Below are 26,418 nucleotides of genomic sequence, written 5' to 3'. Positions count from 1 at the left end.
GATTTCTCTCGGGACATCTCAACTCCTACTTAGGTTTACATCCTCATTATACATTATTTATGATTTACAAATCATTTGCGATCGCTATATCACAAGCTCAACTCCCAAAAAGCTCTCTTAGATGAATGGCTGTCGGTCGATTTTCTCTTCCAGTTTACCGGAACAGAAATTGCAGATAATGACCAGTTTGTCGAATTTGATACTAGCAGCGGTGAGAGTGCCTTTTTTACTTCCTACTTGTTTTTCGCGATCGCACTGCAGAGGAGTGCGTACACTATCCAACAACTTGACGGGATTGTCCGCGAGATTAATAAAATTTTCCAGATGCCCGCGATTGTTCTTTTTCAGCATGGAGAAACTCTGACTTTCTCCATGATAAACCGGCGCCAACACAAACGCAATGAATCTAAAGATGTATTAGGAAAAATCAAACATATTAAAGATATCCCATTCGACAGTCCGACAAACTCTCATTTAAAAATGCTCTTCGAGATTTTCTTAGCACAGTTGCATAAAAATCACGGCTTTAGCAACTTTGACGAATTTCACGAAGCTTGGCATAAAACCATTCCTGACAGCATTAAATTTAAAAAAGAGCGTCTACCGCCAGATTCGCTTCGGGTTTACCTGCAAGAAATCGGTCGAATTCCCATGCTCAAAGCTGACGAAGAGATTGAATTAGCTCGAAAAATTGCTGAGTTAGAATTAGAGGGTAGCCGAAAAGCTAAAGACAAAATGGTAGAGTCTAACTTGCGGCTGGTAGTCTCAATCGCTAAAAAATATCAAAATCGAGGGCTGGATTTCTTAGACTTGATTCAGGAGGGAAATCTGGGTTTAATCAGGGCTGTAGAAAAGTTTGATTGCACGAAGGGCTACAGGTTTTCCACCTACGCATATTGGTGGATTCGTCAGGAAATTACGCGGGCGATTGCCGATCAATCACGGACTATCCGCCTGCCAGTTCACCTTTGCGAAACTATCTCGCGGATTAAGAAAACTACCAAACTGCTTTCTCAAGAATTTGGTCGCACTCCCAAGATGGAAGAAGTCGCTGATTGCTTGAAAATGACTACTGCAAAATTGCGCTTGGTTATTGAATCGGATCAGCCTATCATTTCCTTGGATACTAGAATGGGTAATGAAGAAGGTTCTACATTGGGAGAGTTGATTGAATTCGATGGGGAAACACCAGAAGGTTATATTTTTAAAATTAACCAGCGGCGAGACATAGAAAGCGTCTTAAACACCCTCAGTTCCCGCGAATGTGAGGTTATACGGATGCGATTCGGCTTGGATGACGGTCGCGATAAGAGTCTACAGGAAATCGGCAATATATTTAATCTTACCCGCGAGCGGATTCGGCAAATTGAGGCTAAGGCTTTACTAAGATTGCGCCATCCCAACCGTAACAGCATTTTAAAAGAATGTATTCGCCCTACAAACATATACGAAACTCAGACAAAAAGACCGATCGCCCAACCGATGCAGCCCAGACAGTTCAATATCCCAGAAAACTTGTCTCGCAGCCATTGCGACACTTTCTTACAGGAGCCTGTTGGTGATAAAATAGTTGATATAGCTAATATGACCGAACCATTAATTCCTTTTAATAATTTCATAGAAGAATCAAATATAGAACAAACAAAGTTGGCTCAGACTTACTTGTCGAAGACCGATGGAAATGAAAACAATCTCACTTATGCAATTTTGAACGATCATAATTTCCACATTGCCGAACAGACAGAAAATGACTTGAATGGAGTGATTAAACCGATGGTACAAAATTCAGCAGATTTACTGAAACAACTCACCGCACTAGAAGATGTTTTTTCCCAACTGGAAGCACGGCTGTCAGAGGCGAGCCGAAAGTTGCTAGACCCTGGTATACCTATATCTCAAAAGCTGATTCAAGAACTTGAGGAGTCCCGGAAAAACTTTATTCAGCTTCGCGACAAGGCGCTAGAACTGGCTGAATATTTGGCAGTATCGCCAATGCTGAAAGCTGAGGAAATTGCTTCTTTAGCAGATATTATGTCTGTACTTGAGCGTGTTGATTTTGCCGAGAAGCAAAAAAGTGCGATCGCTCTGGTCCGCGACTCTGCTTTGAGGGTTCTGGAACGAATTTTAGCGATCGCCCATCGAGTAGAGAGCAATTTTCCGTCATTGCTGGAATGTCAGGACAAAGCCCGCGAACTTCAACGCGCCATCTCCGAATCGCAGGAGTATGACTTGCATCCCGACACCAAACTATTGGCTGACGGCAATCATCCATTCTCCAAACTGCTAACACTAATTGCAGAATTGGAAGAAGCAGACGAAGAGCGTTTGGATTCCTTACATGATGCCGTATCTGAATCGTTTGGGAGAACTCTGGCGATGGCAGCAGTCAGAGGTAAACTGATTATTCAGTCGGAAGCAATACCAGATTTACCTGCTCTTTGTACTAACAATAACTTAGAGGAAACTTCCTTAGTTGAGGGGCCGGAACCTGAAACTGTTCCTATTCTAAAAAAACCACTATTAGCAGAGTTAAACGCGGTCTTGATAGAGGAGGCGATCGCGCAGCCAACCACTGAAAATATCCCAGATATTCCACCAACAGAAGCGCCTACCGCAACTCATATAAATCATCAAAATTCGGAAAATAAGCAAGGAAAAGAAGTTGACCAGCAGGGGAATAAAAAAAGAGAAGAAAAACAGTCTCTCTACAGCTTCTCGCCCAATGATACCGCTCAAAAAATCGCTCAATCCATCTTGGACGACCCCGATCGAGAACGCCCAGCAGTTTTGCGCGACTTAGTTTGGCGGCTGATTTTTGAACAAAAACTTAGCCTTGCATTTCATTTAGCTCGCTGCTTTGAAAAACAATACTCCAACTTTGAACCGCACCTGCCACCGCAGTTAATTCGAGCAGTATTGCTAGGACAAAACCTGCGCTATGACGTAGGATATGGAAAACTTGCAAATCTGCTTAAAGATGACTTCACCAGTTACAGTGCCAGCTATTTATTACCAGAGAAAAGTGAATGGAATCAAGCCGTAAGCTTGCTCTTGGCAGCAGCAGCACTGCGGCCGTCTTTGCTAGCCCCGAATACCGGTGCTTCGCACCTTTTCCAGGAGCTTCAATTCGGTAAAGCTGGACTCGACAAACTGTATGATTATTGCCAAATTATCGCCCAACACGGCGATCGGCAGCGGGCCCTAGATACAAAAGCCATCAAGAAAGCAAAAACTCTGGCAGCGTTGCAAAAAGATTTAGACGATTTGTATATAAAAATCGAGGATTGGTGGTCTCAAGCGCCACAACAAGATTTGATTTACGGTCATGCAAAGAAAGTTTGGGTCGAGTGGTTGAATCCCGGTGAACTTTTTTACACTCTGTGGCTTCCCATCAAGCAAAAAGATTTGAGCCAACTTCCCTTCCTCAAGGAGAAGATCGAGCGATTATCTAATGAGTCCAATCTAGACGGGGAAATTCAGCGAACAGAGCGCAAACTTCGTCGCCCTAAAGGTACTGGTACCATTACAGGTAAAGCCCTCATTCAGCTTCGCTCTCGCGCTCGGCAATTTTTAAATTGGGTGGGTCGCTGGGTTAAGGAGCAGGAATCGCGCTTAGCTGAAAGCGAAAATTATCTTCAGAAAGAAGCCAAACAGTTAAAACAAGATATTGAGAATCTTCAAGATACTGTTCTAAAAGAATTGGATACCTTTGAGGCGACAAAACCTCCAGTGTTTATTTTAGCTGGTATCGCTTGTTGCCGAAAAGCTGTGGAAGACATCGGCAATATCTTCGATCCAGATACCGAATTGCCAACTGCAGAACCTTACCTAAAACATATCCTGCACGCGGATCTGTTAAGAATGCCATCTATCCCTATCAACGATGCGTGGGAACTGGATATCGCTAATGCAGAAGCGGGTATAGATGGAATTTTGGAGTTAGTCAAAAATGATATTTGGGATTGGCAACAAGCATTCGATCTGCACAGTTATCTCTGTAGTTCAAAAGCTGTGGGAAATCACGAGGCTACGGCGCAAATCATCGAATACCTCGAACTCTACCCCGAACCAAAAATAGACCTCGCTCAGCTAAAGGACTTACGAAATAATCGGATTGAAGATTGTCAAGGAATTTTGCAGGAGCAGGTCGAGACTACTAGCAAACAGCTCGAAAGTGCCGTAGCTTTTGGTTTACTAAGAGAAACAGATAGAAGTGCTTATGCAGCACAGATTGAAAGCATTAAAAATGCTCATGTAACAACCAGGCGTTTTTCCGAAAAAATTGAGCTGCTTCGGGCGATCGGTCAAGGAATTAGCGCCAAGCGCCAGGAACAGATCGATCGAGTATCCGAGGAATTAGAGAGTCTTCAGCAAACAGGTATAGCAGATGCCGATCGTACCAGAATTTGCAGTGTATTGGAGCAAGGCGATATCTTGACGGCTAAGGAATATATATCTATGCTGCAAGAGCGGCGATCGCTTCCTGAACCAGAGGAAAAAAGAGATGCTTTTAAAGACTTCTTCGAGCATAAGTATGCTGCGATCGAAAAAGTGCTTGAGGAGTGCGATCGCGATCGACAAAAAAAGCAAGACCTAATTCCCAACATTTCCAAAGGGAAAAGTATCGCAAAAATCCAGATACCGCAAGGAACTCAAGCCAAAAAAGCTGCTGATATGCTAGACGCTTGGTTTGCAGCCAAGGGAAGGAAGCAAGAAATCACAGAGAAAGATGCTCGCCAAATTCTAAGCAACCTCGGTTTTAACATAACATCTCTTACATTTAAAAAATCAGGACAAAATACCTGGATTGACGTTAATGCTGAGCCGATATTTGACCAAAATCGCTGTCCTGTGTCTGCCTATGGTTCAGCCGCGAAGGGCCATTACCGCATTCTTTGTGTATGGGATAGACCGAACGAACAGGATCTCCTCAATGCCGTTGGAGAAACTGCTCTTGGAGGGCCGATATTCGTCTTTCATTTTGGGCGAATGACTGAAAAGAAACGCCGAGATTTGGCTGATTTGTGTCGGCAGCGTCGCAGCACTTTCATTGTGATAGATGATGTGCTGATGCTCTACCTTTGCGGAGAACAAAAAACACGCTTACCTGTATTGTTTGATTGTACCTTACCCTTTACTTTCTTAGAACCTTATAAAACCGCAGCAGGAGAGGTTCCGCCTGAGATGTTTTACGGGCGAGTACGAGAACGGGAATCCATAATCGATCCTCTTGGTTCTTGTTTGATTTATGGAGGTCGGCAGTTAGGTAAAACCGTTTTGCTTAAGTATGTACACCGGACTTTTCATGGAACCGACGCGGGAAGGAACGCCCTATTTTTGGATATTAAAGAAATTGGACGCAACCAAGCTTTAGATAAGATTTGGGATTTACTAAACGGAGAATTGGATAAATTGAAAATTCCTGATACCAATCGGCGCAATTCCGTTCGCGAAAGCAGCTTGCTGCGGATTAAAAATTGGCTGGAATTGGACAAGCAGCGGCGCTTTTTGCTGTTGTTGGATGAGGCAGATAATTTCCTTGAAGCCGATGGTAAGGAGGATTTCCTCCGCTGCGATGAGCTCAGAAAATTAATGATGGAAACTGACCGACGTTTTAAGGTAGTCTTTGCCGGATTGCACAACGTTCTGAGAACCACTAGACAAGCAAATCATCCGCTGGCTCACTTTGGCAGGCCGATCTGCATTGGGCCTCTGCTGAATAATGGTGAAATGCGTGCGGCAACAGCTTTGGTAGAACGTCCGCTGGCTAGTCTTGGCTATCGTTTTGAATCACTTGATTTAATCCCGCGCATTCTTTGGCAGACTAACTATTATCCGAGCTTGATTCAACTCTATTGCGAGCAGTTACTCAAGCACATTACTAACCCAGATGTCCCTACTTTCGATCCTAAAATTAGTCCGCCTTACGTGATTACTTCTCGCCATGTAGAAGAAGCTTATCAAAGTCAAGACCTTCGCAATAATATTCGCGATCGCTTTAAGTTGACATTGGGACTCGATAAGCGCTACGAGGTAATTGCCTACTCGATTGCTGATGGCTCTCAGGAGGATGAAACAGGTATGGAGGATGGATTTTCTGTATCTTGGATTCGCGAACAAGTCTTGTATTGGTGGTCTGACGGATTCGCGGGAAGGTCATCGGAAGATGAAATTCTTGCTTTACTAGAAGAAATGGTCGGATTAGGAGTTTTACGAGAAACCAATCCAGGTTACTTCACTCTGAGAAGTTCTAATTTAGCCTTGCTTATGGGTACGCAACCAGAAATTGAAGCAGAACTTCTGAGACCGCGTGAAGCTCCACCTGAATACGAACCTGCTACTTTTCGGTCTCCTCTTGTCAAAAATAAAGCTGATTCCCGGCGCAGTCCTTTAACTGTTCAACAGGAATCAGAGCTGCTGCGCCGGGAGTATGGTGTCTCTATTATATTTGGCTGCCAAGCCGCAGGAATTGACGATTTGAGAGTTTTTATGGAAGCAGCATTTAGTAAGAAGGATTGCAAAATTCACTATTTAGAAAATCTCTCAGAGCTATCGGATTTCAGCCAGCGTTTGACAGAAATTAGTAACCGTCGCAAGAAAGATACTACGACGCTCGTTGTTGTATCACCCACCACCCCTTGGAGTAAGGATTGGGTTGATGAGGCAATTAAGAAAATCAAAAGATTGAAGAAGGAAGACTCGTTTATCCAGCTTGCTTTCGTCGCCGAGCCTCAGAAAGTTGGGCAGTTAGTTAATTATAGTTCCAGAGGCTTTGATTACTTTAAAGAAGTGAGATTTTTCAGCCTCAAACCTTGGCACGATGCGGCGCTGCGACATTGGTTGGAAGATGCTAAGTTGCCCAGTGGACTAGAAGTTAGAAAGAAGATTACGGAAGTGACAGGAAATTGGTCAAACTTGCTGCAAGAATTCTATCAATTTTCCCAACTCAATCCCCATCGCTGGCAAGATTCCTTGGGGGAACTGAAGCATCAATTTAATAACTCTGAAAAACTAATTAATTCAATGGGCTTTGACGGTTGCGAACCTCAAAGAATACTGGTGATGAGAACTTTAGCCGAATGGGGAGAAGCAGCAGCCGTTGAGGAATTAATTGAGGTTCTTGATGATGTATCGCCTGAAATTGTCAAGCAGACTCTCAGATGGGCGGAGATCCTCAGTCTTGTCTCGCATTTAGGAAATCAGAAGCAAGACGGTAAGGATTACTGGCAGATTGACCCTGTAGTTGGCCGTCTGCTCAAATCTATGGCAGAGTAATACAAACTTTCTGCTGTGCAATGTACTTAAGCAGATCTCTGACTTAAGATAGGCGATCGCCCGCAGCAGCTAAGTCTAAGCTAGAAATTGTTCGATCGACCTAATTGAGGAAAAAAAGATGAGCAGCGGTCACGCCAGCCATAAAGGTTCTTCCACAAAACCCAATACCAACACTAACGGTCAAATAACATCCCCTGACGACCAACCCGCTGACCCGCTAAATCAAGAAACATCCGGTTATCCGTTCCATAACGAAGCAATGGAAAATCCTGTTGCCACTGCGCGGCCCGACGAAGAGGCTGAGTCTGGCGAAGAACAGCAATAGTTATATCGATTAAATTGGCATCGATATGCTATCTGCGACGCGGTTGATTAGAGGTTTGATAAAAATTAGGTTTCTACTAATTACATCTTGCACTTCCAGAGTCCGCCAGCGATTTCAATCTCTGCCGGACTCTTTAGGCAGGTTTAGTAGTACCTCACAGCTTCACAACAAAGGACTAAAGTCCTTACGACAAAACTATTTAACCTAAAATTCAAGTTAGGAATTATTGCTAAATGAGCGGGATTAACCAAGTATTGGAAAAGGACAAATTGCCAGAATTAGGATTAGTCTGCATTACGACTTCGGATGCAGTTCGCTTTCGCACTGTCACGCGGAAGCGACTTTTACAGCTTTCGGAAATTGAACAAGAAACAGTATTGCGCGAGCTTTATACAGATAACTTAAAGCGGCTTGACAAAGCGATCGACTTCTGTTGTGTTAATCAGATTAAGCTCTACCGCATGACTTCTGCACTGTTCCCTTTTGCAGATACAGATTTGGGGGAAGCAGTGCTACACTCTATGACTGAGGAATTGCGGAATACCGGCGATCGCGCTTTGTCTTTGGGCATCCGTTTGGTACTCCACCCGGATCAATTTGTCGTCCTCAGTTCCGACAAGCTTTCTGTGGTTGAAAACAGCATTAAAATTCTTGCGACTCATGCTTTAATTTTAGATATGTTGGGACAGCCCCGATCGCCCCAGGCACTGATGAACATTCACGGCGGCAAGAGCGATCGCACTTCGCAGCTCAAATCAGTCATCCGCGACTTGCCAGAATCAATTCGATCGCGCTTAACCTTTGAAAATGACGAATACGCTTACAGTTCCTCGGAAATTTTAGAAGTTTGTCTCGATACCTGCGTACCAATGGTTTTTGACGCCCACCACCACGTCATTCACGAACATTTAGAAACTTACGACGATCCCAGCGTTCCCGAAATGCTCGCAGCAGCCCGCACAACTTGGTCTGTTCCTGAATGGCAATTAGTGCACATATCGAATGGCAGAGAATTTTTTGCCGACCCCCGCCACAGCGATTTAATTACAGAAATGCCTAATTGCTATTATCAAGCTCCTTGGATTGAAGTAGAAGCTAAATTTAAAGAATTAGCTATTGAAAAGTTGCGCGCCGAATGGTTGTCTGCGAATGTTCCACAATTTAGCAATGTCTCTTAGGGGCGCGTTTTACAAACCATCTTTGCCTAACACCAATAATCTCGAAAACCCGCCCCGCCCAACGGTAAATCGCAATCTACCTTTTTGTTAATACCAATTATAAATTATGTGTGGACGATACACTTTAACTACTTCAGGTCAAATCATAGCCGAATTCTTCAAACTGTCGGCAGTTCCCGATATCAAACCTCGATACAATATAGCCCCAACTCAATCAGTTGCCACAGTAACAGTTGAACCAGAAAAAATCCAGCGACAGTTCCAATTTATGCGCTGGGGTTTGATTCCCAGTTGGGCAAAAGACATCAAAATAGGCAGCCGCATGATTAACGCGCGATCGGAAACTGTAGCCGAAAAACCTGCTTTTCGCAGCGCCATCAAGCACAGGCGGTGTTTGATAGTCGCTGACGGCTTCTACGAATGGCAGCAGCAGGGAAAGAACAAACAGCCTTACTATTTTCAAAAGGCAGACGGCGAACCTTTTGCTTTTGCCGGTTTGTGGGAAAATTGGGAATCTCCAGAAGCAGAAAACATTGTATCTTGCACTATAATTACTACCGCTGCTAACGAAACAGTGCAGCCGATGCACGATCGAATGCCAGTGATTCTCCCCGACAGCGATTGGGAACAGTGGCTCGATCCTTCTGTTAAAAATTCTCAGGAAGTTTTGCCGCTGTTAAAGCCGTATGCTTCCGAAGCCATGAAAGCAAAGGCGGTGAGTGCGATCGTCAACAGTCCAAGTAGAGACAGTCCAGAGTGCATTCAACCAATAGAATAAACCTATAATTAAGCACCGCCTGCTGTAAAACCAGGCAAATAAACTTGCTTTCACTATAATCATTGGAAGTGACAAAACCGAGCTAGTGTGAGTTATAATCTAAGATAATTTTTGAGTTGTAGCTTTGCTTCTATCAGCCACAGTTTAACTCAATGGTTATTTTCTCAAAGACTTTTCTTCATCTTAAAACCAGGGAAAAAAATATGATCGGATACGTTACACTCGGTACCAACGATATTGAAATTTCAGCCAAGTTTTATGATGTTTTGCTTGCTGAAATTGGCGCTCGACGATTCATGGAATTCGGCGGATTTATCGCATGGAGCGTTTCTCCCGATCGACCAGCACTTGCTATTACAAAACCATTTGATGGTAACACAGCAACTGTTGGCAATGGAGTAATGATAGCTCTTCAAGTTGACAGTCCAGAAAAAGTCAACTTAGTTTATAACAAAGCGATCGAACTTGGGGCTAAGGATGAAGGAGCTGCGGGGCCAAGAGGCGTGTTGCCGGGGTTTTATGCGGGATATTTTCGGGATCTTGATGGGAACAAGCTCAACGTGTTTTGTATGACTGAGCCAAACACTTAAGATTTTTATTTTTCGTGAGGCTGGCAGAAAACCAGCTATTCCCGATTGTTAGCTATTAGTTATCAATCCTTACATAAGAGTTGATAACTAATAACTAATTACTAATGACTAATAACTAAATTAACTCTCGTACATCCGCGCTTCAGCCGCCTCGGGATTTTCCTCGCAATACTCGTCAAAAGCCGTTTTCTCAAGCTTCATCGATCGCTGGTGAGAAGCCTCAGCCTGCATTTCCTCTACAATATCCCACGCTACCGCGCACTCTCTAGAGGTAGCGCCTTTCTCGGCACAGATAGTTCTGGCATCCCCGATCGCCCGTTCGATTTCTTCCTCAAATAAAACACTTTTCGGCTTTTCGACAAAATCGCTTTTTGTCAAGATATCCGTTACTGAAATAATGCCCAGCAGTTTGTCTTTAATCACCGGAGCTCGGCGGATTCGGGTATTCGCAAACAACCTCGCCACGTATTCCACGCCCAAGTCGGGATTCACCGTGATGCACGGTTTGGTCATGATCTCGAAGACGCGGACTTTCTGCGGGTCTACTCCGTAGGCTGTTACTTTGTAAACAATATCCGTTTCCGTGACAATGCCGTAAGCGTCTTGTTCGTGGCGGCGTTCCACAATTAACGCGCGCAAACACAGTTCGTTCATCATCGCCACTGCTTCAGCTACAGTTGCCGAACCGCGAATGGTAACAACATCTGTGGTCATAATATCTTGGGCTTTCATCATCATTTTTTATTGCTTCCTGCTTATAAAGTCTAGTGCGTCCCGATTTTGGGCTGTCCTTTTGATTTGTCATCATCATGAGGACTTACCCTCAAAAACCCGGTTTATACTAAAATATTGGGTTTAGTAACGATAAATCCGGTCAGCAACTGGGTTCCTGAGGAATCGTGCGATCGCAAACTAATCATAAAACCTTTAACGGCACTCGGGATGACAAGTTGCCTGAAACCGCCGATCGATCCCCCGGAACCCCCGGGAATGCCGGAGTTCCTGCTCAGACGAGCTTTTTGTGCGATCCCCCAAGCAAGAGTGAAGTATGGGGGCGATCGCTCCTTGAGCTTGTTTGACTCAGATTTTCCAGCCCCAGGCTCAAAGAAGCAAAAGTTAACACAAACTAACCAACTGCTTGCGCTCGCACAGATCCCCGCCTCTGATAAACTTGATTGCTGGGAGTGCAAAAGAGCACAAGGCACGCATCAGAAGTTGAGAGGATCTAGTTCGTGGACAATGTAATCGGTTTAGAGATTATCGAAGTAGTTGAGCAGGCAGCCATCGCTTCCGCTCGCTTGATGGGCAAAGGCGAAAAAGATGAAGCCGACAGAGTGGCTGTAGAAGCCATGCGGGAGCGCATGAACAAAATTCATATGCGCGGTCGCATCGTGATCGGCGAAGGCGAACGCGATGACGCACCCATGCTTTACATCGGCGAACAAGTAGGTATTTGTACCCGCGAAGATGCCAAAGAAATCTGCAACCTAGATGAATTGATCGAAATTGACATCGCTGTTGACCCCTGCGAAGGTACTAACCTAGTTGCTTACGGTCAAAACGGTTCGATGGCAGTTTTGGCAATCTCTGAAAAAGGTGGTTTGTTTGCTGCTCCCGATTTCTACATGAACAAATTGGCTGCTCCTGCGGCTGCTAAGAATCATGTAGATATTCGCAAAACGCCAACCCAAAATCTCCATATTATCTCTGATTGCCTCGGCCGCAGTATTGAAGATTTGGTGGTGGTCGTGATGGATCGCGATCGGCACAAAGGTTTAATTAATGAAATTCGGCAAGCGGGTGCAAGAGTTCGGCTGATCAGCGACGGCGACGTTTCGGCAGCGATTTCTTGCGCGTTTTCTGGTTCCAACATCCACGCACTTATGGGTATTGGTGCAGCACCGGAAGGTGTAATTTCCGCAGCGGCAATGCGCTGCTTGGGCGGTCACTTCCAAGGGCAGTTAATTTACGATCCGGCTGTTGTCAAAACTGGTTTGATCGGTGAAAGCAAAGAAAGCAATATTGCCCGCCTGAAAGAGATGGGCATCACAGACCCAGACAAGATTTACAATGCTGAAGAGCTGGCATCTGGAGAAACAGTTCTGTTTGCAGCTTGCGGGATTACCCCCGGAACGCTGATGGATGGAGTTCGCTTCTTTGGCGGCGGCGCTCGCACTGAAAGTTTGGTAATTTCTTCTCAGTCGAAAACAGCTCGGTTTGTGGATACAATCCATATGTTTGACCAGCCGAAATCTTTGCAATTGAATTAGTGATTAGTTAGTTGTTAACAGTTAAATGTTAACAATTAACAGTTAACTGTTAACAGTCACCAATGATTAGCAATTAGCGATAAACTAAGAACTAATAGCAGGTGACTGTTAACAACTAAGAAAGAAATAGTGACAAATCACAGATATGAATATTGCAGTCGTAGGTCTCAGCCACAAAACAGCGCCGGTTGAAGTTCGCGAAAAACTGAGCATTCCAGAACAGAAAGTTGAAGCGGCGATCGCCCAATTGCGCGGCTACCCGCACATTCAAGAGGTTGCCATCCTCAGCACTTGCAACCGCTTAGAAATTTATATCGTTACCAGCGAGTCGGAGCCTGGTGTGCGAGAGGTTATTCAGTTCCTTTCCGAATGCAGTAAAGTTCCTTTGCAGTCTTTGCGCCCTCACCTGTTTATTTTGCTGCACGAAGATGCGGTGATGCACTTGATGCGAGTGGCTTCTGGCCTCGACAGTTTGGTGCTCGGAGAAGGACAAATTTTGGCTCAGGTGAAACAAACTCACAAACTCGCCCAGCAGTACAAAGGTGTAGGCAGAATTTTAGAGCGCTTGTTCAAGCAAGCTCTCACAGCAGGGAAGCGAGTTCGCACGGAAACTAGCATCGGTACCGGTGCAGTTTCGATCAGTTCGGCGGCGGCAGAATTGGCTCAAATGAAGGGTCAGCATTTAGGAAGCAGCAAAATTGCGATTATCGGTGCTGGCAAAATGTCGCGGCTTTTGGTGCAGCATTTGCTCTCAAAAGGAGCTAGCCATATTTCGATCGTCAACCGCTCTGTGCGGGGCGCCCTGGAGTTGGCAGGCCAGTTTAAAGATGCTGAATTGCACCTGTATCAGCTCTCAGAAATGATGCAGGTAATTGCCGGTTCCGACTTGGTTTTCACCAGTACGGCAGCTACCGATCCCCTGTTAAATAAAGCTAAATTGGAAGCTGCTTTAGACCCAAATCGCCCTTTGATGTTGGTGGATATTTCTGTGCCGCGCAACGTTGACTCGGATGCGAACGAACTCGCTAATGTGCGATCGTTTAATGTGGACGACTTGAAAGCAGTGGTAGCTCAAAATCACGAAACCCGCCGCAAAATGGCAATGGAAGCTCAGGGCTTGCTGGAACAGGAAGTAGAGGCTTTCGATCTCTGGTGGCGCAGTCTGGAAACTGTTCCTACAATTAGCTGTTTGCGGGATAAGATAGAATTGATTCGGGAACAAGAGTTAGAAAAAGCTTTATCGCGTCTTGGTTCGGAATTTTCGGAGAAACATCAAGATGTGATTGAATCTTTAACAAGGGGGATTGTGAATAAGATTTTGCACGATCCGATGGTACAGTTGCGCGCTCAGCAGGATATTGAGGCGCGGCGGCAAGCGATGCAAACTTTGCAAACACTGTTTAATTTGGATGTGGATGTCAATCAGCAGTACAGCTAGTTTGTCATTAGTCATCGGTCATTAGTCATTAGTCAGTTGACAGGAAAGCAGTTAGCCGTTGACTGGAAAGCAGAAGTCATATTATGTCCGGTCAATTACCATGAATAAAAATGCCTCCAAGCCTTGCTGCGGCAAAAGCATCATTCGGGAGGGTAAATTGCTCGAACCTGATATCAGTTATCATTCAACCAATAACTAATGACTAATAACTAATGACTAATGACTAATAGGCGAATTTATCAAATAATCCTACTGATTGCGGGGCTATGGCTGGTTTTTGAATTTGCCTCCCGCATTGCGGCAGAAATTCTGTGGTTTCAGGAAGTTGGATATCTTCAGGTTTTTCTGTTAAAGCTGAAAACTCAAGGGTTGCTGGGCGCGATCGCAATTGCTGTTTCTTCTGCCTTTTTGCTCGGAAATTTGGCTTTAGCCCGCCGCCTGCAACATCCCGCAGAGAAAATGAAATCGCCGGTTGCGGGCGCCCTATTCGCTTCACTGAGGGCGAACAAAACGGGGAAGAATTACGAATTACCGGTTGCTAAATCTCAAATTACCTTTTCCTGGCTGCTGTTGGCGGTATTCGGATTGAGTTCGATCGCAACTTTGACAGTAATTCACTGCGGGCTGTTAGCTGCAAATAGCCTCACTTATTTCGGCATAGCTGACAATTTGCCTGCACCGTCGGTGCAATTGGGAATACAGTCAATCCAGCAAATAGGGGTGCAGCTATTTTCTCGCTGGTGGGAGTTGGGATTGCTGCTGGGGACAATGTTAGCTGTAGCAATTAAGCCTGATTTTTGCCTGCGGGCGATCGCCCTTGTTCTCAGTTTGGCGATCGGGCTGATTGCCGCCAGTCGCTGGACAAACGTTTTGCAATATTTAAACCCTACTAATTTTAACACAACCGACCCTCTTTTCAATCAAAATATTAGCTTTTATGTATTTATTTTGCCAATCTTAGAGTTGCTAGGATTCTGGCTGACAGTTGTATTTTTGTACGGTTTAGTATCTTGTGCTTTAACATATTTGCTGTCTGGAAATAGCCTGAGTCAAGGGATATTTTTGGGGTTTTCTCGATCGCAGCAGCGGCATTTGTACGGCTTGGGTGCAGCTTTAATGCTAGCCGCCGCATTCCGCTACTGGCTGGGGCGCTACGCATTGCTGTATTCGCGGGGAGACGTTACTTACGGGGCAAATTATGCTGACGTGACGGTGCGGCTGCCCTGTTATGAATTTTTGAGTATTTTGGCGGGGGCGATCGCACTTTTGATGCTGTGCCAGGTTTACCAATTCAAAATTAAAAATGAACTTTTAAAAAAAGTTGTTTTAGCATGGGTAAGTTTAACTTTTGTGGGAGGTTTGCTGCTGCCAAAAATTGTGCAGCAACTCATAGTTCAACCCAACGAACTAGCACGAGAACAGCCGTACATTCAGCGCAGCATTGCCTTTACTAAAGAAGCCTTTGACCTCAAACAAATTGAAATAAAAACATTCGATCCCGCAGGAAAACTTACTTATGCCGACTTAGAAAAAAATCAACTTACTATTAGCAACATCCGCCTGTGGGACAAGCGACCGCTGCTGCAAACAAACCGACAGTTACAGCAAATCAGACCATATTATACATTTCCTGATGCCGATATCGATCGCTACACAATCAAAAAGGAAAAAGCACAAAAGGGAGATTCGGAAAGCCAACAAGTGTTTCTGGCAGCGCGGGAACTAGATTACACAGAAGTTGCCCCCGAAGCTCAAACTTGGGTGAACGAACACCTAGTTTACACTCACGGTTACGGCTTTACTCTTTCTCCCGTAAACAGAGTCGGTGTCGGCGGTTTACCAGATTATTTTGTCAAAGATATTGGAGTTGCAGCCCAGACAGGAGAGACTACTTTGGAAGTCACTAGCGATCGAATTCGGGCCAGTATTCCGATCGGCTACCCGAGAATTTACTATGGCGAAATCACCGATACAGACGCGATGACGCCCACAAAAGTCAAAGAATTCGATTATCCCAGCGGCGAAGAAAATGTTTACAATACTTACAGCGGTAGGGGCGGAATTGCGATCGGCTCTATGTGGCGGCGCTGGCTGTTTGCTAATTATCTCAAAAATTGGCAAATGGCGCTGACCCGCAATTTTACGCCAGAAACTAAATTGCTATACCGCCGAAATATTAACAAAAGAGTCCGGGCGATTGCTCCTTTTTTGCGCTACGATTCCGACCCGTATTTAGTAGTAGCAAACGCCAATCTTAGCAAAGATGATATAGAAAAAGAAAAGGATGAAAATGGCAACGAGATTAAGGCTTCACCCTCGGTCACCGATCAATCTCCCAACTATCTTTACTGGATTATCGATGCCTATACAGCCAGCGATCGCTATCCGTATTCTGACCCGGGAAATCATGAGTTTAACTACATCCGCAACTCCGTTAAAGTAGTGATTGATGCCTACAACGGGTCTGTTGACTTCTACGTTGCCTATCCCTCCGACCCCATTATTAACAGTTGGATTGCTATCTTTCCCGGACTCTTCAAGCCCCTTGACAAAATGCCTCCGGCTCTCCGCAAACATATCAGATATCCAGTAGATTTGTTGAGCATTCAATCGGAACGCTTGCTAACTTATCATATGGAAGACCCGCAAGTATTTTACAATCGGGAGGATTTGTGGCGAGTTCCCAACGAAATTTATGGCAGCGAACAGCAGCCCGTAGAACCGTATTATTTAATTACTAAACTGCCTACGGAAACAGCAGAAGAATTTATTTTGCTGCTCCCATTCACACCAGTAAGCCGCAACAATTTAATTGCTTGGATTGCAGGGCGATCGGATGGTGGCGATTACGGAAAATTGCTGCTTTATCTGTTCCCGAAACAGCGATTAGTTTACGGCCCTGAACAAATAGAAGCTTTAATTAACCAAGATCCTGTTATTTCCGAACAAATATCTCTCTGGAATCGCCAGGGTTCCAAAGCACTTCAAGGAAACTTATTAGTAATTCCGATTGAACAATCTTTACTGTATGTGGAACCTCTTTACTTAGAAGCCGAGCGTAATAGTTTGCCAACTTTAGTCAGAGTTATTGCTGTCTACGAAAACCGCATCGTCATGGCAGAAAATCTTAATTTGGCACTCAAGGCACTTTTTCAGGCAACATCTACCAATAAACCCGCAATTGTGCGACCTGTAGAAGGAAATGAACCAGCTTTAAAGAGTGAATGAACCGATATTGACGCTCTTGATGCACAGAGAAGATACAGCGAAAATATAAGAGAAAGAGAGAAATTTATTTAGCTTTATGGGTCGGAAGTTATTTAAATCCGCCTGTTTCACTAGGGCATTGCTTATGTAAATTACTGAGATTTCTGTTAGTTAGCAGCCTTGATATCCTGCCACCAAACATAGACATAGGGCCACATCAATCTCTCGTCTCCTCCAGAATCTAGTTTCACTGTCACTTCATAACGGTCAATATGCGTGAGTTTGCCAGTTTTGCCATTCAAATACAATTGTTTGGGATTGTCGGTGATAATTTCTACCCTTTGATTCAACAGCGGCAGCATCTGGGTAGAAGAACCCTGAAACGGATTTTTGCCTTTGAGCACATAGCTGCCAATCAAAGATAAGTACATTGAAGCTAGGAAACATACCGTACACAAACCCACAATTACCAGTGTTTTTTGTTGTGAAAAACTGGTATAAACGCTCGCATATCCTACGCTCATAGTTCCAAAAAACAACAAATTTGGCAGGTACAGCCCATCTTCCAGAAACACGCTACCAAAAAATATGAGGGCTACCTGAAAACAAAATAATGCAGCCACCCAACTCCAGCCAGTTAGCAACGATGCAGATAGTAGCCAATTCATTGCTAGAGTAAGTGCGATCGCCATTACTATTGCCCCAAGTGGTGCTGCATAATCGTACTGTCTGAAGGGAAGAAGAACAAAAAATACTAAAGCATAAGCAAAACCCGCAAAAGCCAGTGCTAATCCACTAATTATTTGGTTCCAGTTCAGCATGACGAGGGATTTTTGGAGCGGTAAAGTAAAGCGTTCATCTTCTCTTCTGATAGTAGCCGTTGAAAATTCCCAGCGGACTAAGGGCAGGAACTCTAATGGTAGGGTGCGCCACGAGCAGCTTACCGCTATATTTAGGGGAGCGAACCAATTTGTTAGCCTCGCGTGCTATCCCAGTTTGCGAAGGCAGAAGTCAGCCGGATCTGAAGGTAGAATTTTCAGAAAACCAGATTATTTAGGGTCGATAGACTTAACAAATTGTTGCACAGGCTGCGGTAGAGCCGGCACAAAAGTCTTTCTAAAACCCTTAACATCGAACACTCGCCACAAAATACCCACCGCTACCGTCAAGAAAAATAACGCTCCCAAAAAATTGAACGCACTAGACAGGAAACCGCTGTTCCTTTTTGGCGGAGGTGTAATATGTTTCAGGCGATATACAGCCGGCTCGTAATCTCTGGACTCCTCGCGACTGCGGGACGGCGTTTTGGGGCGGGAACTCGCACTGCGCATCTCAGTCAAACCCGTTTTATGAGTTTTACTAAAACTGCTGGACGACTTCAATTCAGAAGCGCCACGCGTCCCCGTTAAGTTGCTAGCAGAAGCCCCCGTTTGGCCTACCGCAGCCTCCTGAATTCTGCTGTTAGAGCGCTGAGTCGATTTGCGATCGGCGAGGCTGCGCATCAAACTTTGCAATTGCTGAGTCGCCGCCGGCGGGCGTTCCCCTTTCCTCGCCCAATTTAACAGCATCGCCCCGGTAATCCCGCAGAGATTCGCAGCCCCCACAGAAGCCAGCCGCTTCAGCAGAGGCTGGCTGTTGGACACAAAAATCACCAAAGTGTCGGGGTGTTCCTGAGCCAAACCGTAAACGCACTGAGCCGTCGCTACCACGAGCATTGCTGGCTTGCTTTGATTTTTGATCGAAGGTTCCAGAGCTCGGTGTGTTTCCTGAGCGTCAGTTGCAATCCAGCCGCTGTCGGCAAAAAAGCGCATAAACTCTCTAGCTACTTGCTCTTGAGCTTTTTCCACCGCTTGCCCTGTCAGACGATCTATTTCGTCGTACACTACTTCCGGGATATAGCAAGTTCCCACCTTGGCATATTCTTGCCAAACTTGAGTTCTGCCAGCCATTAAAACATCTGCATCAAAAGTTACCAATACAGGAGGAAGTTGATTAGCCATGACTTTATCCTATAGGCTCAGATAAGTTATTTAAACTCGATCTATCAAGTTTAAACAACTTTTGGGTTATAAAAAAACAACTTTTAGTAATAGATAAATTGCCCAGGGCGGGGATCTTAATTGGAAATTAGTAGTTAGGAACCCGATCGCCCGAATTTCCCCAGTTCGATCGCTCAATTCCTATATTCCACTAATTTACCGCAACCCAAGAGCCTATTACCAAAGACGCGCGGCTACTGTTAGTTCCCGATTCCCAGACGGCCCGCCAAAGCCGGAGTCAACGGCAACAGCGCAGCAATCATCAAGAACAAAGCTAGCAAACCCAAAGCCGCGCGAGCGTCGTCAGGCTCAGTTAGCTCGTTGAGGCTCGGCCGCTCCAGATTGCGCTGTAAAATCAGAATCACGATCGCCCAATACAGAGCCAAAGGATTAACTAAAGAAGCGATCGCCAGCACCACAAACGTCGCCAAAGTAGCGCGACTTGCTATTTTCCGACCGTAGATGGCTTGCACGATTCTACCCCCGTCCAACTGTCCCGCCGGCATCAAATTAATCGCTGTTATTACCAAGCCCAACCAACCGATAACTACCAGCGGGTGAACGTCCACAATCTGCTGCTGCAAGGCCGAACCCAAAACCACTTTTGCCAAAGTTCCCACCAAAACCGAGCCCTTGAAAAATTCTGCGGGAATTTGAAACAAACTGCCGGGGTGAGACAGCAGCAAACCCGTTACCAGCATTAGCAGAGAAACTATTCCCCCAGCGGCTGACCCGGCAAAAGCGATGTCAAACAAAACTTTACGGTTGGGCAGCAGCGACTCAAAACGGTCGATCGCTCCAAAACAACCTATCTGCAAAGTTGGTATAAAAAACGGCCAACTCAAGCCAACTTTGTACCGATTTGCCAGCACTCGGCGAGCGATTTCGCCAGAGCCTAAAACCGCCCAAATTCCGGCTGCAATTGGCAGAACTTCTAGATATCTAGTCGGCGAGTTAAAGAAATCGAAACCTAGCAGCAAACCGCCGGTCTCTAAGCTAGTAGCAATTGTTGCCAGCAGCAGCACGACTGCTAGGATTTTTTGAGATACGGTAGTTGGCTGCGGGTCGTTGGTGCTGGGCAAGATAATAACTACTGGCTTGTCGTCCTGATTTTCTACTAAAAATAGGCGGTAGCGATCGTTTAATCTTTCTTCCAAACTTGCCGTCAAACGTGAGTGTACTTGTTCTGGATCTCCGCGGAGATTGCCTTTCAAGATTACCCCATCTTGATAGGGAATCGTGTCTGTGGCAAAGAAAGTATCAATTCCAAAGATGCCTTTAATTGCCTTGAGGTCTTCAACTGGAACGGGAATTATTTCTGATTCATTATTCGCAGGTGACGAGGTGACGATCTTAATGGTTTCTGGGCCTGGTGGTCGCTGCGACTCAGGGGCCGAGAAAGCATCGCTTTGCGACTTTACCTCAGCAGCATCGGGGGGCGATCGCAGCACTGCATCGGATGCAGCCTTACGCAATTGCCGGCCCAGATAAATGTACAATCCCGTGGATGCCACCAGCAGCAACAATACCGCAACTAGATTGAGGTAAATCCCGGCGGCGAATAAACCAAAGAACAGCAACCAGGGACTCATCAGGGCAACTGACTGCAACCAAGCCAAAATTCCCAGTTTGCCAAAAGGTCTGGCGCGATAAAATCCCCAACCCAGAATTCCCAGAGCAACCAATACGAGCGCAATTGTTGCCGTATTTTCCGATGCAACTATAGGCATTCCGGCTGCTTGCGCGAATAGGGGCTCTAATCGGTCGATCGCGCTGCGGTCGAGTAATAGCATTAAATTTTGGGGAATATGAAATAGAGTTGTTGGGAACATATCCAAACCTGTCGGAAACTAGCCTGATTACTAAGGATAACCCCTGAGGGCTAATCGGCCTACAACCTGCTGCTGGTGCTGTTTGAACATCGCAGGCTCTAGGCTATTGACACAATAGACTTGTTATGATACCACATCGGCTATAGCAAACATATACTCAGAAGGGTAGCAGTGTCGATCGCCCGCAAGCGGGAAGATGAGCCCTGGTTTGGCAGGCGGGGCTTTTTCAAGGATTTGTTTGGGATGCTCTAAGCCGAAACAAATCCGAAACAAATAAGATTTCAACCGCTCTCTCCTTTTCGGGAAAAAAGTGCTGAAACCGTTGATATCATTAAGTTTGTGTAACGGGTACGGCAGGACTTGAACCTGCGGCTCGCTGCTTAGAAGGCAGCTACTCTATCCAACTGAGTTACGCACCCAACTCAAAAATCGCTAACAAGATTATTGTATCGGTGCAGTGTGCGATCGAGCAAGTAAATAATGTTATGACTTTCGCATAAACCGGTTTGATGTACGAAAATACGGGGTGGAGCGCTAGGGATCGGGAAAAAAACCAAGGTGATGAGAGTGCTTGTGCGTCCAAGAGTGTATCTGACAAAAGCTGAAGCGACTCACCTGCAAACAGCACAATTGTAAATTTACAATCAAAACTAGGTACGGCGTGAACTAATGTCAGGTATTTAGAGGTCGAGTTAAAACCCAAATATTTTGTCGATCGGATATCTCCAGAAAATAAGACGGGGTTCAGACATGATAAGAGTCACAGGTGCTTTTTCGGAGATGTAGATCTGTTATGTTAACATCCGATAGTGGTAAAGCCTAAAACGCTGACCGCATTACCGAAAAACCAGAGATCGTTCCCTGATTTTAGGCATGAGTTGAGCCAGAATGACTAATTTGCTGATATTTAGTTATGTTTCCTAACATTGTGCTCGACTTGATATTTGATAAAAATGTGGTAGAACTAGGATTGAAAGACTCAGGTGAAAATCCTTGATGCTATGGAGCCTGTATATAAGCTTCCTGTACGGCATTAAAACAAAAGAGTCAATCGACCGCTCGGCACGAGCGCGAAAATCAAGCGTTGCCAGTACAGCAGTTGTAAATTGTGGGCGGGCGATTTTCATTCGTGCATTGATTGATACCCCAAGGCTGAGAGACAATCTCAGCTTAGATACTTGTTAGCATTGGTTAGCAAAAAAGTATCGGAACGCTTGAGGAGAGCACCATCTCTGGGTGATCGGGAGCAATCCTGCTAATTTAAGTGGACTCGCGGAATCAAGAATCCCCTCGCCTTTAGGCATGGGGAGTGTCAAAAGCACAGCACCTCGGCCATGACAGGAGTCAAATCGCAGTGTCATGTTTATTCTGAAACGGCAGGATGTTGAAATAACCAATTTTCAACACCCAAAACGGGATCAACAAATTCCCATTCTCAATTATCAGGGGCAGACTTTTCGCCTAATCAGCGCCTTCAACGGCAAGCAAGCAGAAGACGCCAGAGCCTTGTGGCGGGACTTAACCGACAACCGAGGCAAAGCCTGTGTTCTGCTAGAAGAGCCGGATCGATATAGCGTCTGGGGAAAAGTCCGTTTAGATCAGCTTGCCGGTGAAGAACCGGCAGGTAATGAAGCAGCAGCCAAAGCACCGCTGTTCGCGCAGGGTTGTCTGCTGCTCCTCCAAGCTGTTTACTTCGATGTAGAAGACCTCTTAGGTGCAAGGCAAGCCGCATCGTTTCAGAAAGATATCGCCAAGGTATTTCAGCAGGGAAACTTCCCCCAGGCAGACTCCGCTGATGCGATCAAAAATTGGCTAACCGTTAGTCCATTGCAAAATCACAAGGCGCCCCCTTGGCAAGAGCAGCATCTCAAGACCTTATTGCAAGAACTCCACCGTTTGGGTAAATCATACTTTGGCGATACGGGCTTCGCTGAGGGAGTGAGCGATGTGCTGCAAGATATGCCAGCAGCGGATCGCACTCAGTTTATAGATTGGCTGAAACAATCAGCCCTCAACAAGTTGTGGATCGCAGCATAAAAGATCTTTGACAATTGCTCAGACAATTGGGCCCAGATAATTGCACTGTAGTGGGTACGCGATATACAGGTTGGATTACCAACGTGTATTAAGCAACCAAATTGTTGAGTCGTTTTGGAAGCCAGTTAATGTCTGGCAATTTAACTAAATTTCGATCGCTCGCACTTCCCACCCATAATCATTGATAGGAGTCGGGGAGTGCGGAAGTAAAAAAACAGATACAGCAACATTTGAGGGTATAATTTCTGAGATAGATTTGGTACTGTAAAAGCCTTAATGGTTAAGACATATACCGTATTTCTATCATTTATTTCCGGGCAAAAGATCGACTAACGACTAATTCCTTGAATTAGTAAATAGATATTATTCTTGCTTAGTCTTTCTAGAGTGTAGGAGGGCAAAAGTCCCAAGGACACGCTGAGGACGCCAGTTTTTCCGGGAGCGTCAGACAAAGGTTCTGTTGCGAAAGAATCCTCATCTACAATCAAAGATTGAGATGGGGTGCGTTCAACCGCTAGTTATGTCTCGTGGAATCCCTATGAGTAGCACTTCAGAAAAGTCATCTACATCTTCATCTTTACTGTCAGCTCAGACCCTAGTAATTGCGGGCATTGTCTGGGCTGTAATGGCGCTGCTGTTCTTTTTGCTGTTCAGCGTCCCCTTCTCAGCAGAAGAGGGTTTACCTCTTTGGTACTCGATCGGCACTTATATTTTTGAATGCGGAGCATTCTTAGGAGCTACTTTAGTCTGTTTTAGAAACTGGCAAAGCCCGCACATGGTCAGCGGGCGCAACGTCTGGCTGGGCATCGGTCTGGGGATGCTGTTCTATTTCATCGCCAACGTCCTGTTCGGGATTTGGGAACTCTATTTCGAGTTAGACCCGGACGTGTCTCCAGCAGATGCGTTTTATCTGGGCAGCTATGTGGTACTGATCGGGGGCATGGTTCTAGCTGTGACTTCCAAGCGCCTGAATCTAGAAATTTGGCAGTGGGGTTTGTTAGCGGGAATTGCAGCCTTCGGGATTGCTGTAGCTATCTGGGTTGCTGCACCTGACTCTTGGAGGGCACAGCTAGGAATGGCTCCCCCAGCCACTCAGGAAGTAGTGACAGAATCTGCACCAGCAACCGCGGCCAAAGGAAGAGCGCCTGCTTTGGACAATTCGTCCAAGTTACAAGCAAAAGGAGCAGCAGCGACTGATGCTGAATCAGCACCTGCAGAAGAAGAAGAAGCAGCAGAAACCAAAGCTCCGGCATGGGTGATGGCACTTGACAAGCAACTGTCGCCTCACAAAAATGCAATCAATTTGTTTTACATCGTCGGGGACGTTTTTCTGCTGATTATTGCTACTGCACTGCTGCTGGCGTTTTGGGGAGGACGTTTTTCCCAATCGTGGAGGATGATTGCGGCTGCAACTTTTTCGCTTTACATCGCAGATATGTACTTTAAATGGCGCGATACTCAGGCTGAGGGTGCTTATCAAAGTGGCAGTTTGCTGGAAGTCTTTTTTGTTTTCAGCGGCATCCTGTTCGGGATTGGAGCTATCTTGGAACATGACATCTCAACCCGTTCTCGCCAGAACAGGCGCAGTCGTCGCGCAGCGTAGCGATTTGAGATTCGAGTTGCTTTGGCAAGCGATGGAGACGCGAAAGCTTTTTTGCCCTTGTCGGCATCTCCGATCTTGAAATCGAAGATGAAAAATCACAGTTCGCTGACTGCTAGCCTGCGTCTTTTCACGTCTTTTTGCTGGAAAACTTGGCATGACGCCTACAAAACTCTCCGATTCAGACAAACGGGAACTCATCAGGCTGTACCGACAGTCAAACGAGAATACTATCACTCTGGCAAAGCGCTACGGAGTGAGCAGTTCGACTGTGAGGCGCATCATTCAGGGGGCTTTGTCGGAGCCGGAATACGAATTTCTCGTTCAGCAAAAACAAAAGCGTTTGTCCGATCGCACAAATGTTTCTGAACCGACAGAGGCGACTACTGAGTCGTCGGCCGATCGCGAAACCGATCCTGTAGGTGTCCCCCTGTCGGAGTCAGTCCCCGTCCCGCAGTCAGCCTCAAATTCGAGACCGACGATCCGAAAGCGTTCGGGATCGGCCCCTGAACCAGTTGCAGAACTCGATTTTCGAGGAACTGTAGAGTCTGATTTGGCTGTTTCTGATTTGCCAGATGCCCAAGCAGCCAATCTTGGTGATCGGAGCCACCGCGCTGTTGTGACTGGTGAATTAAAGGCAGTGCTGCCAGCAGAAGGGCTGCTGGCCGATGAAGATTTTAGCGATTTTGAGGAAGATGAGGATGAGGATGAGGATGAAGATGATTTAGATGACGACTTCGACGAAGATTTAGAGGATGAAGACTCTCTGTTTGAAGGCAGTCTGCTGGGTTCAATATCGTCGGGGGAGTCGATCGAGCTTCGGGCTACAGGGCTGATTCAAGTTTTGCCTTTAAGCGAAGCATCTCTTCCCAAAATTTGTTATTTGGTGGTCGATCGGGCAGCGGAGTTAATCACCCGACCTCTAAAAGCTTTTGGCGAACTGGGTCAAATTCCGGCGGCGGAGATTCGCGAGAAAACCCTGGCAGTGTTTGACAATCACCGAGTGGCCCGCCGATTTGCTACTCGCAATCAAAGGGTTTTCAAGATTCCTGACAGCAGTATGCTGCAAAAAGCGGCGCCTTATTTGCTAGCTAAGGGAATTACTCGCTTGCTGATTGACGGTCAGGTGTATTCCCTCGAAGGGATCAAATCTACTTAATATTGTACGGTGTCGGATTCTTCTGGATTTGCCTGAAATTTAGGACGCGAGTTTTGGGAATCTGAAAGGTTCCACAGCGGTTGCAGTAGCGCACCTCCGATCAGTCCTGCACTCATGCTGATTGCCAATACTATTCCTACTGGCATTTGTATCGATTTAAAAAAGATAAAGTTTAAGGATACTGGGGCGGCGTTCTGCACTGAGATAATGCCGATCGCGCTTGCTAAAATTGCTACTAAAAAACTAATGGCGAGCAGAGGAATTGTTTTCATAAACGGGTTTACAGGCTAATAATAACTTCTATACTTGTTTTATAATCTAAATCTGTGTAAAAAAAATTTAGTTGTGCAAACAGCCCACTATTTAAGAGCATACAATAAGATTAGGAAAAAGTCAAGTATATGCGGAAAAAAATGAGTATTTTTTATCAACTAAAAGTCAAACAAACATAAATAAATTTACACATACCAAACTTAAAAAAATCCAAGTGTATTGCAAATACAGCAGATTCCATGTATATATGATACAGTGTATTGAGTACATAAGCGAAAAAAATGAAACCTTATTCGAGCGAATTTCGTGAGAAAATAGTTAAAATTTATGAACAAGGTGATACATCAATTAGGAAAGTAGCCGCCAGATTTGATGTGAGTAAAGGGTTTGTTCAAAAAATTTTAAAACAAAAACAAA

General features: G+C 45.4%; 18 protein-coding genes and 1 tRNA gene. 13 read left to right on the top strand and 6 right to left on the bottom strand.

All coding sequences use genetic code 11. The features are described 5' to 3' along the window. Nucleotides 1–75: 75 nt before the first annotated feature. From E5S67_RS24125 to E5S67_RS24105, 5 genes are all read left to right on the top strand, one after another. The gene (locus E5S67_RS24125; protein WP_246276963.1) at nt 76–7,275 is read left to right on the top strand and encodes a sigma-70 family RNA polymerase sigma factor; all 7,200 of its coding nucleotides are present in this window, start codon (nt 76–78) and stop codon (nt 7,273–7,275) included. 118 nt (nt 7,276–7,393) lie between these two features. Next, nucleotides 7,394–7,600, top strand: a complete 207-nt coding sequence (locus tag E5S67_RS24120; RefSeq protein ID WP_172190898.1) for a hypothetical protein — start codon at nt 7,394–7,396, stop codon at nt 7,598–7,600. A gap of 233 nt (nt 7,601–7,833) precedes the next feature. Next, nucleotides 7,834–8,778: a UV DNA damage repair endonuclease UvsE gene (gene uvsE / locus E5S67_RS24115; protein WP_172190897.1), complete on the top strand. Its 945-nt coding sequence runs from the start codon at nt 7,834–7,836 to the stop codon at nt 8,776–8,778. A 106-nt stretch (nt 8,779–8,884) separates the two neighbouring features. Continuing rightward, on the top strand, nt 8,885–9,556 hold the full coding sequence (locus E5S67_RS24110; RefSeq protein ID WP_172190896.1) for an SOS response-associated peptidase: 672 nt from the start codon (nt 8,885–8,887) through the stop codon (nt 9,554–9,556). Nucleotides 9,557–9,759: 203 nt separating this feature from the next. Next, nucleotides 9,760–10,146, top strand: coding sequence for a VOC family protein (locus E5S67_RS24105; RefSeq protein WP_172190895.1), 387 nt, complete (start codon nt 9,760–9,762; stop codon nt 10,144–10,146). A gap of 120 nt (nt 10,147–10,266) precedes the next feature. Here the strand turns inward: E5S67_RS24105 and E5S67_RS24100 are convergent, their stop codons facing one another. Continuing rightward, nucleotides 10,267–10,884, bottom strand: coding sequence for a CP12 domain-containing protein (locus E5S67_RS24100; RefSeq protein ID WP_172190894.1), 618 nt, complete (start codon nt 10,882–10,884; stop codon nt 10,267–10,269). A gap of 161 nt (nt 10,885–11,045) precedes the next feature. On the opposite strand from E5S67_RS24100, the gene E5S67_RS24095 reads away from it, so the two are divergent. The 4 genes from E5S67_RS24095 to E5S67_RS24080 all read left to right on the top strand — a co-directional run bounded on the left by E5S67_RS24095 (nt 11,046) and on the right by E5S67_RS24080 (nt 17,082). Then, nucleotides 11,046–11,225 (top strand): hypothetical protein, encoded by a 180-nt coding sequence (locus E5S67_RS24095; protein ID WP_172190893.1) that lies wholly within the window; start codon nt 11,046–11,048, stop codon nt 11,223–11,225. 153 nt (nt 11,226–11,378) lie between these two features. Then, nucleotides 11,379–12,416 (top strand): class II fructose-bisphosphatase, encoded by a 1,038-nt coding sequence (gene glpX / locus E5S67_RS24090; protein WP_172190892.1) that lies wholly within the window; start codon nt 11,379–11,381, stop codon nt 12,414–12,416. Between the two features lie 145 nt (nt 12,417–12,561). Next, on the top strand, nt 12,562–13,854 hold the full coding sequence (locus E5S67_RS24085; RefSeq protein WP_172190891.1) for a glutamyl-tRNA reductase: 1,293 nt from the start codon (nt 12,562–12,564) through the stop codon (nt 13,852–13,854). Between the two features lie 219 nt (nt 13,855–14,073). Next, nucleotides 14,074–17,082: a UPF0182 family protein gene (locus E5S67_RS24080; protein ID WP_172190890.1), complete on the top strand. Its 3,009-nt coding sequence runs from the start codon at nt 14,074–14,076 to the stop codon at nt 17,080–17,082. Between the two features lie 146 nt (nt 17,083–17,228). Here the strand turns inward: E5S67_RS24080 and E5S67_RS24075 are convergent, their stop codons facing one another. The 4 genes from E5S67_RS24075 to E5S67_RS24060 form a co-directional block, all read right to left on the bottom strand. Further along, nucleotides 17,229–17,882: a hypothetical protein gene (locus tag E5S67_RS24075; RefSeq protein ID WP_172190889.1), complete on the bottom strand. Its 654-nt coding sequence runs from the start codon at nt 17,880–17,882 to the stop codon at nt 17,229–17,231. Nucleotides 17,883–18,110: 228 nt separating this feature from the next. Beyond that, nucleotides 18,111–19,061, bottom strand: a complete 951-nt coding sequence (locus E5S67_RS24070) for a PIN domain-containing protein (RefSeq protein ID WP_172190888.1) — start codon at nt 19,059–19,061, stop codon at nt 18,111–18,113. A gap of 239 nt (nt 19,062–19,300) precedes the next feature. After that, nucleotides 19,301–20,932 carry a site-2 protease family protein gene (locus tag E5S67_RS24065; protein ID WP_172190887.1) on the bottom strand — a complete coding sequence of 544 codons (1,632 nt, stop codon included), beginning with the start codon at nt 20,930–20,932 and terminating at the stop codon, nt 19,301–19,303. 345 nt (nt 20,933–21,277) lie between these two features. Beyond that, nucleotides 21,278–21,351: transfer RNA gene (locus E5S67_RS24060), tRNA-Arg, on the bottom strand. Between the two features lie 940 nt (nt 21,352–22,291). Here E5S67_RS24060 and E5S67_RS24055 point away from each other — a divergent pair. From E5S67_RS24055 to E5S67_RS24045, 3 genes are all read left to right on the top strand, one after another. Next, nucleotides 22,292–22,969 carry an Npun_F0813 family protein gene (locus tag E5S67_RS24055; RefSeq protein WP_172190886.1) on the top strand — a complete coding sequence of 226 codons (678 nt, stop codon included), beginning with the start codon at nt 22,292–22,294 and terminating at the stop codon, nt 22,967–22,969. A 538-nt stretch (nt 22,970–23,507) separates the two neighbouring features. After that, nucleotides 23,508–24,572 (top strand): hypothetical protein, encoded by a 1,065-nt coding sequence (locus tag E5S67_RS24050; protein WP_172190885.1) that lies wholly within the window; start codon nt 23,508–23,510, stop codon nt 24,570–24,572. A gap of 154 nt (nt 24,573–24,726) precedes the next feature. Then, nucleotides 24,727–25,728, top strand: coding sequence for a hypothetical protein (locus tag E5S67_RS24045; protein ID WP_172190884.1), 1,002 nt, complete (start codon nt 24,727–24,729; stop codon nt 25,726–25,728). On the opposite strand, the gene E5S67_RS24040 is transcribed toward E5S67_RS24045, so the two are convergent. Next, nucleotides 25,725–26,000: a lipopolysaccharide assembly protein LapA domain-containing protein gene (locus tag E5S67_RS24040; protein WP_172190883.1), complete on the bottom strand. Its 276-nt coding sequence runs from the start codon at nt 25,998–26,000 to the stop codon at nt 25,725–25,727. The two genes, E5S67_RS24045 and E5S67_RS24040, sit on opposite strands and share 4 nt — an antisense overlap. A gap of 282 nt (nt 26,001–26,282) precedes the next feature. Here E5S67_RS24040 and E5S67_RS33630 point away from each other — a divergent pair. Continuing rightward, a partial coding sequence (locus E5S67_RS33630; RefSeq protein ID WP_422614711.1) for a helix-turn-helix domain-containing protein occupies nt 26,283–26,418 on the top strand: 136 nt, incomplete at its 3' end.

The organism is Microcoleus asticus IPMA8 (assembly GCF_013179805.1).
GTDB lineage: Bacteria > Cyanobacteriota > Cyanobacteriia > Cyanobacteriales > Microcoleaceae > Microcoleus > Microcoleus asticus.
Note: the sequence above shows the minus strand (reverse complement) of the source record. Positions and strands in the feature narration are given on the sequence as shown.

What these genes read in the sequence shown, in the direction of transcription:
- E5S67_RS24120 (WP_172190898.1), top strand. Translation starts at nt 7,394, where the DNA reads ATGAGCAGCGGTCACGCCAGCCATAAAGGTTCTTCCACAAAACCCAAT.
- uvsE (WP_172190897.1), top strand. Translation starts at nt 7,834, where the DNA reads ATGAGCGGGATTAACCAAGTATTGGAAAAGGACAAATTGCCAGAATTA.
- E5S67_RS24110 (WP_172190896.1), top strand. Translation starts at nt 8,885, where the DNA reads ATGTGTGGACGATACACTTTAACTACTTCAGGTCAAATCATAGCCGAA.
- E5S67_RS24105 (WP_172190895.1), top strand. Translation starts at nt 9,760, where the DNA reads ATGATCGGATACGTTACACTCGGTACCAACGATATTGAAATTTCAGCC.
- E5S67_RS24100 (WP_172190894.1), bottom strand. Translation starts at nt 10,884, where the DNA reads ATGATGATGAAAGCCCAAGATATTATGACCACAGATGTTGTTACCATT.
- E5S67_RS24085 (WP_172190891.1), top strand. Translation starts at nt 12,562, where the DNA reads ATGAATATTGCAGTCGTAGGTCTCAGCCACAAAACAGCGCCGGTTGAA.
- E5S67_RS24080 (WP_172190890.1), top strand. Translation starts at nt 14,074, where the DNA reads ATGACTAATAGGCGAATTTATCAAATAATCCTACTGATTGCGGGGCTA.
- E5S67_RS24075 (WP_172190889.1), bottom strand. Translation starts at nt 17,882, where the DNA reads ATGCTGAACTGGAACCAAATAATTAGTGGATTAGCACTGGCTTTTGCG.
- E5S67_RS24070 (WP_172190888.1), bottom strand. Translation starts at nt 19,061, where the DNA reads ATGGCTAATCAACTTCCTCCTGTATTGGTAACTTTTGATGCAGATGTT.
- E5S67_RS24065 (WP_172190887.1), bottom strand. Translation starts at nt 20,932, where the DNA reads ATGTTCCCAACAACTCTATTTCATATTCCCCAAAATTTAATGCTATTA.
- E5S67_RS24055 (WP_172190886.1), top strand. Translation starts at nt 22,292, where the DNA reads ATGTTTATTCTGAAACGGCAGGATGTTGAAATAACCAATTTTCAACAC.
- E5S67_RS24050 (WP_172190885.1), top strand. Translation starts at nt 23,508, where the DNA reads ATGAGTAGCACTTCAGAAAAGTCATCTACATCTTCATCTTTACTGTCA.
- E5S67_RS24045 (WP_172190884.1), top strand. Translation starts at nt 24,727, where the DNA reads ATGACGCCTACAAAACTCTCCGATTCAGACAAACGGGAACTCATCAGG.
- E5S67_RS24040 (WP_172190883.1), bottom strand. Translation starts at nt 26,000, where the DNA reads ATGAAAACAATTCCTCTGCTCGCCATTAGTTTTTTAGTAGCAATTTTA.